14 protein-coding genes and 1 tRNA gene are annotated in these 15,011 nt (G+C 48.7%); 9 read left to right on the top strand and 6 right to left on the bottom strand.

Annotated elements, in window-relative coordinates; genetic code table 11:
- Positions 1–103: 103 nt before the first annotated feature.
- Entirely contained in the window at positions 104–1,141 is a 1,038-nt protein-coding gene (locus OH144_RS01905; protein ID WP_266204595.1) for a PhoH family protein, read from the bottom strand.
- 97 nt (positions 1,142–1,238) lie between these two features.
- Between OH144_RS01905 and OH144_RS01900 the strand changes: the two genes are divergently transcribed.
- The 5 genes from OH144_RS01900 to OH144_RS01880 all read left to right on the top strand — a co-directional run bounded on the left by OH144_RS01900 (position 1,239) and on the right by OH144_RS01880 (position 3,560).
- Entirely contained in the window at positions 1,239–2,015 is a 777-nt protein-coding gene (locus OH144_RS01900) for an SAM hydrolase/SAM-dependent halogenase family protein (RefSeq protein ID WP_266204594.1), read from the top strand.
- Positions 2,016–2,055: 40 nt separating this feature from the next.
- The gene (locus OH144_RS01895) at positions 2,056–2,436 is read left to right on the top strand and encodes a four helix bundle protein (RefSeq protein WP_266204593.1); all 381 of its coding nucleotides are present in this window, start codon (positions 2,056–2,058) and stop codon (positions 2,434–2,436) included.
- Positions 2,437–2,503: 67 nt separating this feature from the next.
- Entirely contained in the window at positions 2,504–2,794 is a 291-nt protein-coding gene (locus OH144_RS01890; RefSeq protein WP_266204592.1) for a putative quinol monooxygenase, read from the top strand.
- Positions 2,795–2,926: 132 nt separating this feature from the next.
- Positions 2,927–3,463: a Fe-S protein assembly co-chaperone HscB gene (gene hscB, locus OH144_RS01885; RefSeq protein ID WP_266204591.1), complete on the top strand. Its 537-nt coding sequence runs from the start codon at positions 2,927–2,929 to the stop codon at positions 3,461–3,463.
- A gap of 13 nt (positions 3,464–3,476) precedes the next feature.
- Positions 3,477–3,560 (top strand) — tRNA-Leu (locus tag OH144_RS01880).
- Positions 3,561–3,685: 125 nt separating this feature from the next.
- Here the strand turns inward: OH144_RS01880 and OH144_RS01875 are convergent.
- From OH144_RS01875 to OH144_RS01860, 4 genes are all read right to left on the bottom strand, one after another.
- On the bottom strand, positions 3,686–5,095 hold the full coding sequence (locus OH144_RS01875) for a KAP family P-loop NTPase fold protein (protein ID WP_266204590.1): 1,410 nt from the start codon (positions 5,093–5,095) through the stop codon (positions 3,686–3,688).
- Between the two features lie 468 nt (positions 5,096–5,563).
- Positions 5,564–6,943, bottom strand: coding sequence for an FAD-binding oxidoreductase (locus OH144_RS01870; RefSeq protein WP_266204589.1), 1,380 nt, complete (start codon positions 6,941–6,943; stop codon positions 5,564–5,566).
- A gap of 461 nt (positions 6,944–7,404) precedes the next feature.
- On the bottom strand, positions 7,405–9,249 hold the full coding sequence (locus OH144_RS01865) for a PLP-dependent transferase (RefSeq protein ID WP_266204588.1): 1,845 nt from the start codon (positions 9,247–9,249) through the stop codon (positions 7,405–7,407).
- Positions 9,250–9,476: 227 nt separating this feature from the next.
- On the bottom strand, positions 9,477–9,977 hold the full coding sequence (locus tag OH144_RS01860) for a YkgJ family cysteine cluster protein (RefSeq protein WP_266204587.1): 501 nt from the start codon (positions 9,975–9,977) through the stop codon (positions 9,477–9,479).
- Positions 9,978–10,224: 247 nt separating this feature from the next.
- Here OH144_RS01860 and OH144_RS01855 point away from each other — a divergent pair, with 247 nt between their 5' ends.
- The 3 genes from OH144_RS01855 to OH144_RS01845 all read left to right on the top strand — a co-directional run bounded on the left by OH144_RS01855 (position 10,225) and on the right by OH144_RS01845 (position 13,649).
- Positions 10,225–10,887 (top strand): transmembrane-type terpene cyclase, encoded by a 663-nt coding sequence (locus tag OH144_RS01855; RefSeq protein ID WP_266204586.1) that lies wholly within the window; start codon positions 10,225–10,227, stop codon positions 10,885–10,887.
- A gap of 592 nt (positions 10,888–11,479) precedes the next feature.
- The gene (locus OH144_RS01850; RefSeq protein ID WP_266204585.1) at positions 11,480–12,463 is read left to right on the top strand and encodes an acyloxyacyl hydrolase; all 984 of its coding nucleotides are present in this window, start codon (positions 11,480–11,482) and stop codon (positions 12,461–12,463) included.
- A 244-nt stretch (positions 12,464–12,707) separates the two neighbouring features.
- Positions 12,708–13,649, top strand: a complete 942-nt coding sequence (locus OH144_RS01845; protein WP_266204584.1) for a DUF808 domain-containing protein — start codon at positions 12,708–12,710, stop codon at positions 13,647–13,649.
- An 83-nt stretch (positions 13,650–13,732) separates the two neighbouring features.
- Here OH144_RS01845 and OH144_RS01840 read toward each other — a convergent pair whose 3' ends face one another.
- Positions 13,733–14,626, bottom strand: coding sequence for a LysR family transcriptional regulator (locus OH144_RS01840; RefSeq protein WP_266204583.1), 894 nt, complete (start codon positions 14,624–14,626; stop codon positions 13,733–13,735).
- Positions 14,627–14,731: 105 nt separating this feature from the next.
- Between OH144_RS01840 and OH144_RS01835 the strand changes: the two genes are divergently transcribed.
- Complete coding sequence (locus tag OH144_RS01835) at positions 14,732–14,989, top strand: hypothetical protein (RefSeq protein ID WP_266204582.1); 258 nt, start codon at positions 14,732–14,734, stop codon at positions 14,987–14,989.
- Positions 14,990–15,011: the final 22 nt, after the last annotated feature.

The following is a 15,011-nucleotide window of genomic DNA, read 5'->3' as shown; positions in this document are numbered from 1 at the left end:
GGGGTTCAGGTATAAAAAGGTAGAGACGCAACAGGTTGCGTCTCTACAAATGTATTTAGAAAAGTATAAATCAATATTCCGGTACAGAAAGTTCCGTTTACAGCTACTCTGCCGGTTGCCTTCTGCTACGGCCGTTCACCTTCACGGGCTCGCCGACCTCGGCTGCCTTCGCTTCCTCACGGGCGGCGCGGCGCTTCTCCTCCAGCTCGCTGTAGGCGTTCACAATGTCACGCACCAGGCGGTGGCGTACCACGTCCTCGGCGCTCATTTCTACAAAACCGATGCCCTTTACACCCCGCAGAATGTTGAGCGCCTCCATCAGGCCGGAACGCTGGTTGCGCGGCAAATCGATCTGCGACCAGTCACCGTTCACCATCACTTTGGCGTTCGGACCCATACGGGTCAGGAACATCTTCATCTGGGCGGGTGTGGTGTTCTGGGCCTCATCCAGCAGCACGAAGGCATTGTTCAGCGTACGGCCACGCATGTAGGCGAGCGGCGCTATCTCAATGATCTTGTTCTCCTGGTAATACTTCAGTTTCTCCACAGGTATCATATCCTCCAGGGCGTCATAGATCGGGCGCAGGTAAGGGTCTACCTTGTCCTTCATGTCGCCGGGCAGGAAGCCTAGGCTCTCGCCCGCCTCCACCACTGGCCTGGAGATGATGATCTTCTTCACCTCCTTGTTCTTGAGCGCCCGCACAGCCAGGGCCACCGAAATATAGGTCTTACCCGTACCGGCGGGCCCCAGCGCAAACACCAGGTCGTGCTTCTCCACGGTGTCCACCAGCTTTTGCTGGTTAGGGGTTTTTGCTTTGATCACGCCACCTTTGCTGCCGTACACGATCACGTCCGAAGAAGTGATGATCACCTCCTCCTCGGTTATCGCATCCGAGCCAAGGTATCTATTTACGCTGTTATGCGTAATCTTCCCAAACTTATGATAATGGTCTATCAGTGAAGACAGGATCTCGTGTATCTTAGTGATCTCAGGGGTCTGCCCCTGGATCTTTATCTCGTTACCTCTCGATATGATTTTGCTGCTGGGGAAAGCTGCAGCAAGCTGTTTGATGTTTTGATTTTCTGTTCCTAAAAAATCGATGAGGGAGATATTCTCTAAGGTTATTACTTTCTCTACCAAATGTTTATCCTCTTATATAGTAGGTTAGGAATATTTTTTTTAATTTAACTAAATTCAGTATTATTAATACAAATCTACTCAAATTATAGTTCGTAATATGGCTGTAATTACGTTTATCTCGGACTTTGGATATAGGGACCACTATGTGGCCGCCGTGAAAGCCAAAATCCTCTCTCTGGACCCGCAGGTGTCTGTCGTGGACATTACGCACGCCATTGAGCCTTACAACATCGCGCACGCAGAGTATGTTTTCGGATCCGTTTTCCAGGATTTTCCGGAGGGCACCGTGCACATCATCGCCGTAGACACCCACGGTTGTAAGATGGGCAAATATCATGCTACAAAGTATAAAGGGCATTACTTTTTGTTGGCTAACAACGGGTTGCTCTCGCTCCTGACAGACGGGCAGCCGGAGGTAGTGGTGGAGTTGAAGACTGACACCCCTTATATGCCATCTCCGGCAAGGGACCTGCTGGCGCCTGCCGCTGTGTTCCTGGCAAAAGGCGGCGATATGGACGTGCTCGGCGACCGCACCACCCACATCAAACAGCTGTTTAACCGCCAGCTCCGCCTCGGCGACCACGCCATCACCGGCCACGTCATCCATGTAGACCGCTTCGGCAACCTCATCACCGACATCACGCGCGATAGCATCGAGACGATTGCGCATGGCCGCACCTTCACCATCCATTTCGGCCGCGAAACCATTGGCCGCATCTACCCCAACTATAACCAGGTAGACGACGGCGACTGCTGCTGCACCTACAACAGCCAGGGGCAGCTATGTATCGGCATCAACAAAGGCCACGCCGCCGAGCTCCTCGGCCTCGGCTTCGACTCGCAGGTAGACGTACGCTTTTATCCGGGAAGCTAGGGAATTTTGAATGAGTGGATGAGTGAATGAGTGAATTTTAATGGAGGAATCTAGAACAGGAGATAAGCAACAATTTGTAGAGCGGTTTAGGCAGCGTACAAAGCAGTTGGCGCTGGATGAAATCCTGTTCTCAAAGGACTTGCCTAAAACGGAAGAGGCAACTATCATGAAGCGACAACTGCTTCGCTCAGCTACATCCGTGGCAGCTAATTACAGGGCGGCCTGCAGGGCAAGATCATCAGCAGAGTTTTACTCCAAATTAAGTATTGTGATAGAAGAAGCAGATGAGACCTTGTTCTGGTTAGAGTTACTTTCTGAATCCGGTACTACCACAGAGGCAAAGGTAGCTGAGCTTAAAAGGGAAACAACAGAAATCCTGTCAGTGATGGCAAAAGCTAGGAAAAGCGCGTCAAAAAACTGAAATTCACTCATTCACTCATTCATTCATTCACTCATTCACTCATTCACTCATTCACTCATTCAAAATTATGTTGATTCGCATTGTCCGGATGACGTTTAGGCCGGAGAAAACGGAGGAGTTTCTGGAGATCTTCCGCAACTCGAAAGAGAAGATACGCGCTTACGAAGGTTGCCAGCACGTGGAGCTGCTGCAGGACCTGCACCAACCTAACATTTACAGCACCTACAGCCTCTGGGACTCCGAAGAGCACCTGAACAACTACCGCGGCTCTGAGCTGTTCGGGCAAGTATGGCCCGCCACCAAAACGCTTTTTGCCGCTAAGCCCGAGGCCTGGTCGTATAGATCAGTTAACAATTAGCAGTTATCATTTATCAAGATTTAGAAAGCTATACTTCCGCTTTCAAACAATCCTGGTCCTTTTGCTGTACTTTTGCTAAGTATGGCCTGCTTTGAGAGGCCCATCTGATAAATGTTAATTGATAATTGATAGATGAAAAACTACTTCGAATTTTATAACATACCCGAGAGCTTTATACTGGACGAGAAGGCGCTGAAGAACACCTACTACAAACTGAGCCGCGAATACCACCCGGACTTCTTTGCCAACGAGCCGCAGGAGAAGCAGGAAGAGATCCTGCAGCTGAGCACGCAGAACACCAATGCCTACCGCACCCTCTCTGACCCGGACCTGCGCATGCAGTATATTCTAAAAGAGCACGGCATACTGGAGGAAGGTGGCAAAAATGAGCTGCCCGGCGATTTCCTGATGGAGATGATGGACATTAACGAGGAGCTGATGGAACTGGAGTTCGACTTCGATGCCGATAAGCTGCACGAGATTGGCGAGAAAACCTCCGGCCTGGTGGCCCAGCTCGACAACGACATTCTGCCGGTGCTGCAGCGCTACCCCGAGCTGCACGGCATCACCAAAGATGAGGCACTGCAGGAGGTGAAAACTTACTACCTGAAGAAAAAATATTTATTGCGTATTCAGGAAACATTATCTAAGTTTGCATCCCGTTCCTGATAGAGGAACAGAGGCCTTGGTGGCGGAATTGGTAGACGCGTTGGTCTCAAACACCAATGAGGTAACACTCGTGCCGGTTCGACTCCGGCCCAAGGTACTTTTAGCAAATAAAAAGCCCTGTAAATTAAATATTTACAGGGCTTTTTCGTTTTCGGGGGACGGTTCAGGGGGCGGAATATTCTATTTTTCTCCTAGATATGCCTTACTAGTTCTAGCTCTTTTTTATAGCTGAATATTAGTAGTCAAGTCTATTTTTTTCATAAAATGCCCCATATCTAGATGACCAACATCTCTTATTCTATCAAATCTTCCAAAAGCTTCTAAGAAATCATTGTCTTTTTCAGGATTTATAGCTGACTTTAAAAGTAGCTTCTTTTCTATGTCATCATTCTTGTAAATGCGGCTTCTGTCATACGAACCATAAAGATAATTATTGTAATAAAGCACTAATTGGGCTTCAATCCACATTAAAGACCTTTCTCCCTCTCCTGTTACATTCTTCCTTACAATTCCTTTAAACTGCTCTTGTAGCTCACTTAGGCTTAATGATTTATCTTTTATTTGATTGTACAGTTTTTCATTTGTCAATTTTATATAGGTCAGAAGTAAAAACACAATTGGTATAACATATTCAAGCGCTTTAAAACTTCTTAAAGCAAGACGTGCATGTGCAAATATTTTTTCTTGTTGCCTTAAGGGTATTGTTGTGCCATCAAACAATATTTCTGATACTTGCAGAAATTCATTCTTATCAGAACTCAATTCTCTGTGGTCTTTTCTCTTTTCCTGTAAAAAGAATTTATTGAACTCAAAGTATTCGAACAGATAATTACAATAAATACCCTTCTCTGGTTCAGGTATCGAGTACTCAATATCAATAAACCTCCTTAAATATTCTTCAGTATCTATATATTCACTTCCGTAAACTCCTCTAATGGCATTTCCTAATTGTGTCTTATCGATTGACAAGACAAAAACAATATTAGATACGGAAAAGAAATGCTTGATTTGTTCAAGAATAGATACAGCATAGTTTGGGCGACAGCGATCTAATTCGTCAATGAAAAAAATCAGAGGCTTATCATCATTTGTTTCGGCAATAAACTCTGATAGATTCTGCTTAAATTCCTTGATACTCTTCTTTTTGCCTACATAATCATTTACTTCACTTTCAAATATATCAGACACTCCTTTGGAAACATTTACTATTGCTTCCTTTAAAATCCCAGTACTAATATATTTATCAGCAACTGCCTGTAATAAAATTGGGGTAATGTGTTTTGATAAGGCTGCTGCACTTTTTAAAGCTTTCTTAAATTTAGGTTTAGCCTTACCATTGCCTACCAAAGATTTTAGCTCCCCCATTAGAGCTGTTAAAGGATTATCTTCAAAGTCATTCTCCCACGCGTTAAAATATAAGGTTCGATAGGAGTTGTTCATTAATTCTCTTTCCCACATTCTTATAAATGTAGTTTTTCCCGATCCCCATTTATTATTTATAGCTAAAACAAACCCTGTAGGATAACTTTCGATTATACTGGTTAGAATATCTGCATATTTAGAACGGTTAAGTTTACAATTTGAAAAAGGATCTTCTAAATAGATTTCTAACTCTTTATGTTTTATACTCATTGCACATATGTTAATTATCTAAAATTATTGAGTTTAGGGATAAGCCTAATCATAAAAAGAGTTTCTAAGCGGACAAGCTTTTTGTGCTCTACTTTATTTAAATATAAAAATATAAATATATGAAAACAAAAAAACCGGTGCTACCCGGTTTTTCTGCTAAAACTCTTCTGTCATAATCAAAGCTGAATACTCCTCACAATTTGGACAGTACAGGAAGTAGTCTATTGAATCTAACATTCCAAATTCTTTCCAATGTGGCTGCTCCTTATCAGGAAGCTCCTTATAATTAAATTCGTCCCTTACTCCTCCGCATTTCCTGCAGGGATTTGTCTGTATTCTAAAAGGAACAGAAGATTAGGTAGCAGCCCCCCGTGGGTTTAGCCAAGTTGATTCTCTAATTACTTGCTGCCGGAACACACCTGTAACACTTAACCACCTCGTCCCAGATGCTCCCTTACCTTTTCAGCTTTAATTTTGATCAACAGATGTAGGGGATTCTGGTACTGGCTTGATGTTCTGGTTGAGGCGGAAGAAGTTGTTGGGGTCATACTTGTTCTTCAGCTGTACGAGCCGCTCGTAGTTGACACCGTAGGCGGCCCTGGCTCTCGCCTCGCCCTCCTCACCGACATAGTTTACGTACACCCCCTCTTCCAGGAAGGGCGCTGCGGCGCGGTAACACCTACGTCCCCAATCAATGTTCGCCTCGGTTTCCGCCGGGTCCTGCCACATCCGTAGCACCAGAAAGCTGTGCTGGGCGTGCCGGTGGCTGAAGGCTGTATCCTGCACCCCCACACGACTGATTGCCCCGCCCAACTGCTCTATCGCGACGGCGGCAAACGGTGCGGGCACAGCGCCTGCAAAAAAGTCCACAAGGGCATCGATGGCTTCATCACTGAACGAGCGGAACAAACCAGCCTTCCAGTAATGCAGCAAGCCGGGCCGGAAGACTTCCGTGAGCAGGTTCTGGACCGTTGCGTACGGTACCGGCGCGACGGTGTCGGCCATAGGCGTTCCGAACGACCGCAGGGGCTGCAACACCTTCTCCCCCTCTTCGATGGCACCGCAATAGCAAATCATGATCGCCAGCGCAGGTCCGTTAGGTCCAGAAATCAACGTTGCGTCCGCCCTGGCCTCATCGGGCGCGGTGGTTGACCAGTCCCGGTAAAAGCGCAGTACCTCTTTCGCCTGGTCTAGGGGATAAACAAGTTCGCCGCCCAGAACGAGCCCTACCGGGTGAACCCGGTATTCCAAAGAAGTGACCACCCCGAAGTTTCCACCACCGCCACGGATGCCCCAGAAGAGGTCTTCGTGCTCGTCGGCACTGGCCTTCAGCAGCCGCCCGTCCGCCGTCACCACATCGGCAGATAGCAGGTTGTCGCAGGCCAGTCCGAACTTGCGGTTGAGGTAGCCGATGCCCCCGCCAAGCGTCAGGCCTGCGATGCCAGTAGAGGGCACGATGCCTCCGGTCGTGGCCAGCCCAAACGCCTGGGTTTCATGATCGAAGTCCCCCCATGTGGCGCCGCCCTCGGCGCGGGCCGTCTGCTTTGCCGGATCTACGTACACGCTCTTCATCTCCGACAAATCAATCACCAGGCCGTCGTTGTTGACGGCGTTGCCCGCCACACTGTGCCCCCCACCGCGGATGGCGACCTGCAAGTCCGTTTCACGGGCGAAATCAACAGCCGTGATGACGTCTGCTACGCCCGCGCACCGAACGATAAGGGCAGGCCTTTTATCGATCAATCCGTTAAAGACTTTGCGTGCGTCATCGTACCCTGCGTCCTCGGGCAGGAAGAGCCGCCCACGCAGGTTCTCCCGCAATTCCTGAATTCTCTTGTTGTCCATCATGCCTACCTCCTTTTAGTAACCGTTAACTATTCTCGAGTTCTACAAGGTGCCACTCAGCTTTTTCCATCTCACAATGGCATATGCGCTAAAGCCGGCAGAAGGGTGATGTGTTTTTTAGATTTGCCAACCTTGTTCTTATTTTTACTGCATTTGCAGTATGATTAGTTATAATTTTTAAGGCATATCTTCAAATTTTAACCCTGAATAGTAAAACGTATCCCAAACAACATAATCACTTTGGGGTATAAACGCTCAGCCTATAGGTTAAGCTGTAAAATGGTTGGCTTGCCCAGTTTCCCGCCGTTGTTGGTGTTCTCACCAACAACCAAATCCCCAGCACAAAGGGAAGCCCGCATTATAGCTTTAAAACGCCGTTAGCCGCTATATCACATCGCGCAAGCGAGGAACATAGCGGCTAACACAAGTTTTAACCGGCTTTGGTTATACTACCTCTACCAGCTTTAGATTTGCGCTACAAAGTCCTTGAACACTTTTTTATGTAGCTCCAGGTCCAGATCAGGAGACAGGGACACTCGGGCAATGTAATCTTTGTCGGCTTCCTTGGTCGTGCCTTGCGTGGAGGTGGCAGGTATGGTCCAGTAACATCCCTTTAGCTGGCCATAGCTCACGCAGTATTTACTTTCATTCGGGATTTCTGTGATCATCATGTTGATCAACTTACTATTCAATTCCCGCTTATAGGTTTCCCTTTCTTCATGGGTATTCCCTTTCGTAGGAAGATCCAGTGAAAACACGGACGGCGTAAACCCTTCCTGTGCCAGTTCCTCTGAAACAAAGTTGATCTTCGCCTCCGGCAACGTATCCTTTATAAAGTTTACAAACTCCCGCGTATTCCTGTAGGCATCAGCAATCCTCTGGTTCATGGAGGGCAGTTGTTCTGCCAGTTTCTCCACCTGAAGGTCTGTTGCCTCGTTGTCGCAAAGCATCAGGTGCTTTTCTATCTTTTCCAGCAAGGCTTCCGCTTTAGCATTGGCTACACAGTAGCCGGCTGTCGCTTTTCCGCCACTCGGGAACTTCGATCCGCTCACATACGAAATGGTCCTGATCGTGGAGAGAATCCCGTCATTGCTGACAAATGGCACATTCGGGCAGAAGGTCTGATCCAGAATGAAAACCGGGTCAACCGCAGCTTCGCCAGCTGCCGTCTTACGCGTTTTGCTTAGCACCTCCCTCAGCTTTGCCAGATCCGGAACTTCTACTCTCGGGTTAGTCGGAATCTCAGCGATAATGTAAGGCACAGCATCCTGGCGGGCGATTTCCTCCAGCACCGTATCTATACTACGGACCATATCATGCTCCCCATCTACCAGCAAATCCACTATTTCCACATTATCCAGAGCAGCAGCTACCCGCCTGGACTGGTCGTTGGTGCCGCCATAGCAGTTTGGAGGAACCACAAACTTGATGTCTTTTCCCGGGTGCTTTTCCAGGGCCTCGTGCACAAGACCCATCATGATGGCATATTGCGTAGAAAGCCCGGAGGAACCCAGCAGCGCTTTTGTACTTGTGCCGGCAATTTCTTGGATCAAATCCTGTACCCGCGCTTTGTTAGCCGCGGCATCACGCTTCTCCTTTTCGGAAGAAGACTTTCCTACCAGCTGCTGCAAGGCAGCAAAGCAATTGGCCGGCGTCATGGCAATGCTCTCCCTCCTTCTCACATGCTGTATTTCTGAAATGTAGTCTTTGTTCTGCTCGCCGTTTACCAATATTACACTTCCGAGGTGCGCATGCACACTTACATAGAAGTCGATATGGGGCGTGAGGGTAGCATGGCCCACTTCATCGTCTTGTGAATAGAAAACAGTGCTGCCGTCAAACGCAGCGACATCTTCTGCTTTCTCAACGTGCTCTAAGTCAAACTTATACCCATATACATGCTTTAGCACTTCCGCGTCAAAATAGTCAGGCAAGGCACCGGTATACACGATGCGGGTGTTTTTGTGCACCAGTAGATTTTTCCTTAGAACGGCCAGAACAGGCATCGTCCGGGAGGAGAAACTGATGACATGCTCCGGTTTTAGCCCGTGCAGGCCGGCAATTGCCCACTCCAGCACGGATGATAAGGGGTGACCTAAACGGATATAATCGAAAGCAGTGGGTAACGCACTGAGTGCCGCTGTTTCCGCATTGCGGTCTTCAAACAGGCTTTCAAACTGCTCCAGGAATTCGGTTTTAGCCAGTTGTTCGTTGTAAATATCTAGTCGATGGGTGGTCAGCCTCAACCAGTCAGCTGGCATGTTTTCTAATACAGCCTCAATATAACTCAGCACTTTATTGTCTTCCATAATATTTGTATTGCGATAAGCCCATAAGATAAATGGCTCAAATTTACTTTAAAAATGCTACAACACATTTGTTCTAGCATGGTACTCTGGCGCTTTACTGCCGCTCCAAACTTCTTCCCTCTAAACCCCATAGCGGTGTTATGTTCAAGTAGTCGGCACACAAGCAGCATTGTCATCAAGAAAAGCAGGGACAAGCTTTGATCTTTTTTCAACCGCAGATCTTCTATTTAAAATAGGGAGACGCCAAATCTTGTTGACAGCAGACTGTCGAGTTGCTCGAGATCCGATTTCAGATCCATGTAGTCTTGCGTTAAGGATGCAGGCTCGCTTTTCTGAAGCAAGTTTTTCAATTCGATCATTTTAAAGTAAAAGGATTGGGATTGAAGTTCGATCTGTAGCAACGTCAACTGTTTTTCTATAGCGATCCTTCTTTGTTTAAGCTCATCAACTATTTCGACAGCCGAATCAAAATCCAGCTCCTTTTGCTCGACGGATTTCAAGAGTTCGCACTTGAAACTGGCACAATGTTTCGGTCTTCTGGAATAGATCGTGCAGCCATCACAAAAGTTTTTACAGGGCTGAAGAAAGAACCCTTCACCATTTGTATTCTCAACATCCACTAAATCACTCAATGCAGGCAACTCTTCCCGACCGATCTGTACAAAACCAATCATGGTACCGTTGCAACAGCAGCCACAAGCCAAACAAATATTTGTTGAATCACCCATTCTTCAAGTTTATATAAATAATACGCCGTTGTCGGTGTTTTCACCAACAACCAGCTACAAAACTGCCGAAACATTCCGTAAGCATCTTACATATTACTCTTAAATTCTCGGAAGAGCAGCCCTACAACAACAAAGTTGTGGTGAAAACACCGACAACGGCGGCAAATAGTATGGGCTGTTAGTGCCGCGAACTTGGTTACGCTGCAACAGGGGAAAAAGCCGTTTATTATACTTTAAACGAACACACATGCTAGAGAACCCGCTGGAGGTAGATCCCACCGTAGATGCCATCTTTAAAGTATGCAGCGGCATCTTCTGGTCGGTAACGTACCTGCTTATACTTCGGCGGGGCATTGTAGACAAAAGCTATGGCATGCCGGTGGTGGCGCTCTGCGCGAATCTTTCCTGGGAGTTTATCTTTTCCTTCATCCACCCGCACAGCACCCCGCAACTATACATTGACTATGCCTGGCTCGCCCTGGATGTAGGAATTCTGGTGCAGTACCTGAAGTATGGCAGAAAGGATTTTCCGGAGCATTTACCCGTTACACTCTTCTACCCCACCTTTTTGCTCACCCTGCTCTTGTCCTTCCTTTTCATCTTGCTGCTATCGCGCGAGTTTAACGACCTGAACGGCGTGTATGCTGCCTTCAGCCAAAACCTGCTGATGTCCATACTTTTCATTCAGCTGCTACTGAAGCGGAACAGCCCCCGAGGGCAGTCGCTTTATATCGCCCTTTGCAAGATGATCGGCACCGTGTTCCCTTCCGTACTGCTTTACCTATACTTCCCTGATTCATACTTCTTGGTTTTGCTGTATGTGGGCATCTTTATTTTCGACATGACCTATCTGCTGCTGCTCTACTTTAAAATCAAAGCGGCAGGCCTCAGCCCCTGGGCCAGGGTATAAAGTATAAATCAGCAGTTTGCGTTTGTTTCGTACATGCTAACCTGCTATCTCCGCTCTTTCGGATTTGCAACCCGAAAGGAAATTAGCGCGGATTTGTAATCCGCACCTGCAAAGGAAGTAGCTACTGGCAGCCAAGCGGATTATAAATCCGCAGTTACTCGGGTTCCGGATTACAAATCCGGAACAGCGGCAAGTAAAGGTAATCCGCCGCAGCAAAGGCCGTAGCTTCAAGCACGTAAGCGGATTGCAAAACCCAAAGTATAAAGTTCCGGATTACGCATCCGAAACAGCAACGGGCTGGGCGCATGGGGTGGAAGTATAAATTCAGGGACCAGCGCAAGTTGTACTTTCTAAGCTTTTCTGTATTTTACTGGATAGATGAGTTCCTCCAAGAGGAGAATAGGCAGGTGTTGCAAGTCAGCCTTACCTGTTGCACGTTTACCCACCATGTATGAGGCAACCTTTACACGTTCTGGCGCTATGCCTGTTGTTTACCTTTTGCTGTTTTCCGGCTGTACTGGCCCAACAAACTACCCCACCTGTTCCCGCAAAAGCGCCCTGGTCGTTTGGGGCGAATGCGTACTATGGTGCTTTGTTTCGTTACAGAAGCGGGTTATCTATACTTAACTTCACGCATCCTTTTGCGGTTGAAGTATACGCCAACAAACATACCCTTGGCAAGCGGAATTGGGAGCGGCTCTATAATTACCCGCAGGTGGGTTTTGCTCTATCGTATTACAACTACGGCAATCCGGATGAACTGGGAGAGGCGGTCTCGCTGACAACTTACCTGGATAATACGCTTTTGCAATTCAAGAAAAGTAGCCTGCGCCTTCACCTTGGCACTGGCCTGGTATATTCTACCCGCCAGTATACCCCCGAACTAAACGAGCGGAACGTAGCGATCGGGAGCAAGTTCGCCTTTGCGCTTCGCGGCACCGTGCACTATGAGTTCCCGGTGAGGGAGCAAGTATATTTGAACCTGAACCTGGCCTTCCGGCATTTCTCCAACGGCGCCCTGAACAAGCCGAACAATGGCATGAACTTTCCATTGATAGGTGTAGGGCTTCGCTACCAGTTAGAGGAGGTCAGGCAGCCGGATGTGCAGGAGGATACCATGGCCGCCCCTGTAGACAAGCGTCTCCGTTTTAACCTGAGGTTGGCAGGCGGCGTGAAGGAAGTATTGCGGGTTGATGAGAAACACCCGATGTACAGCCTTTCGGTATATGCCAGCAAAAGACTCTCGCCCAAAAGCAGCCTGTTACTTGGTGCCGATGGGTTTCATAACACGGCGGTGCGGGAGGAGTTTATCAATAAGTTTCAGCCTGTGCCTGATGAAGTGCTGGACCAGCGGTTGGCGGGCGTCACGATAGGGCACGAGTTGCACCTGGACAAGCTATCGGTTGTTTTTCAGGTAGGGCATTACGTTTACCAGCCTTATGACCAATATCCCGGTTATTACCAGCGGTATGGCCTGAAGTATATGCTCCATCAGAACATTTCTGCCGGCGTCATGCTTTTGGCGCACACACGTACTGCGCATGTGATCGAGTGGGGACTCGGTTTTCATTTATGAAGGCCAGGAGGCAGCGTATAAAAACAGGGATAAACAATTGAACATCGGCGTAAATTCCTTCCTACAGCTTCCACTACTTCCAGTCAGAAATTACTCAACTTATTTCTACAACGTAAGAGAAAGTCTTAATTGCGATCCGGCTACTTTCGCTTAATTTAGGATCGTGAAAAAGAGTGCTGTCGCAATGAATCCGTACACAGTAGGCAGCACAAACTCAATTATACTTTAAACTAAAGAACAAATAATGGCGACAGGACTCCTCGCACTATTGGATGATGTGGCGGCGCTGGTGAAGGTCAGCGCGGCAAGCCTCGACGACGTACCGACGCAGGTGGCGAAAACTACAGGTAAAGTCTCCGGCATTGTGATTGACGATACGGCCGTAACGCCGAAATATGTGGTGGGGCTCGATCCCAAGCGCGAGCTCTCCATCATTTTCCAGATCGCCAAAAAGTCACTCATCAACAAGGCGATCTTCCTGGGGCCGGCCGCCCTGGTGCTCGGCTATTTTGCACCGTCGGTTATACCTTACCTGCTCATGCTGGGCGGTGCCTACCTGTGCTTCGAGGGCTATGAGAAAGTGCACTCCATGTTCAGCAAAACCCACGAGCCTACCGATGAGCCTACCGATGAAATGGAAGTGATTACCCCGCAGCAGCTGGAGAAAGAGCGGGTAGGCAGCGCCGTGCGCACAGACTTTATACTTTCGGCAGAGATCATGGCCATTGCCTACGCCACCGTGGCCAACAGTCCGCTGATGAACCAGATCGTGGTGCTCTTAACGGTGGCCGTTTTCATTACGATAGCTGTATATGGTTTCGTGGGGCTCATCGTGAAAGCCGACGACATTGGGGTGCACATGGCGCAGAAAAAATTCCACCCGACCACGCAAAAGATCGGGCGCGGCATCGTGAAGTCCATGCCGAAGTTCCTGACGATACTTGGTTATGTTGGCACCGCGGCCATGCTGTGGGTAGGGGCCGAGATCATTGCCCACGGGCTGCCGTTTCTGCACCACCCGCTGGAGTCTTTGGAGCATGCCCTCTCCGGTGTGCCTGCGCTGGCCTGGCTGGTGAAGGTGGTGCTGCTGGCCCTGGGCGGCGTGCTGCTGGGCTTTGTTATTGCCCTGGTGCTAAACTTAGGGAAAAAACTGTTCAAGCGCCCCGCCGAAAAGGTGGCGAGCTAAGCAGGAACCAAATCCGGATCACATCTACCAACATCCGGTTAAAGGTATATTCCGTAGCCGCCTTGCGCCTGTATCACCTGTAGTCAACTTCCCTCGGTAATATACTTGCCGGCTGCCTCTGTTACCTGCTGCAGGATGTTCTTCAGCACGGGGCTGTTGTCGTTCTTTCGCCAGGTTACATAGAGGTTCATAGTATAGGGCAGCGCGATAAAACGCACATTGGGCAGGGCGCTGAAAGCGTAGGAATACGGCAGAATTGTAATGCCAAGTCCTTTGGAAACCAGCCCGAGCACCATTCCCCCGAAATCCGACTCGATACGCACATCGGGGGTAAAGTGGTTGTCCTCGAAAATCTGCCGAAGGCTTGAAGTATAGAAGGTCGTCTGCGCCAGGTTCGACAGGATAAACTTCTCCTCTTTCAGATCGTGCAGCCCCGTAAAGTTCTGCTCATTGAGCCGGTGACTATTCGGCACGACCAGCGCAAAGGGCTCTGAGTAAAGGCAGGTTGACTGCAAGGCAGGGTTCTCAGCAGGGTCTCGCCTGAAGGCCATGTCCATCTGGTAATTAAGCAGCAGTTGCTCAAAACTAATGTCGGTCGGCTCCACCAGCTCCACCTTCAACTCCGGCAGGGTGCGGGAGATGCTGGCGATCAGGTCCGGCATGAAGCTGTAGGCAATAGAACCCGGGTAACCGATGCGCACCGTGCCGAACGCTCCCTCGTGTATCTTCTTTGCCTGCAAGTGGATGCGGTTTATCTCATCGAGCAGCGGCAGCCACTGGTCCCGCAGAAAGGCACCGGCCTCCGTCAGCTTTACGCTCCGCTTGTTTCTTTCAAATAGCCGCACCCCAAGTTCCTCCTCCAGCGCCTTGATTTGCCTGCTGAGGGCAGACTGCGTGATGAACATCCGCTCGGCCGTGTTCCAGAAGTGCAGCTCCTGCGCCAGTGCCAGAAAGTACTTTATCTGCTGTAGCTCCATGTATACTGATTCAGTTTTCGCATTAATCAACCCAATATTAGCATTTTTAAGTCCGGGTGCATACACTTCCTTTGCAGTATTGAAAAATGATTAACGTGTAACGCCATGACGCCAACTCGAAAATATGTGTGGGAAGGGATAGGTTGGATAGGAGCGGTCTTTGCACTGCTGGCTTTCAGCCTGAATAGCCTGAATTTTATCAGCAGCCAGTCGGTGCAGTACCTGGGGATGCAGATTTTTGGCTGCCTTCTGATGGCCCTGTATGGAGCATCGAAGAAAGCACACGCCAGCTGGGTGCTCAATGCCATCTTTCTGCTGGTGGCTGTGATTGCCCTGGTTAGGGTCTACGGGATGCCCTCGTAGCCATGCTCCAGGAGAGTGGCCA

Origin of the sequence: Pontibacter kalidii (genome assembly GCF_026278245.1) — a bacterium.
Classification (GTDB): domain Bacteria; phylum Bacteroidota; class Bacteroidia; order Cytophagales; family Hymenobacteraceae; genus Pontibacter; species Pontibacter kalidii.
Note: the sequence above shows the minus strand (reverse complement) of the source record. Positions and strands in the feature narration are given on the sequence as shown.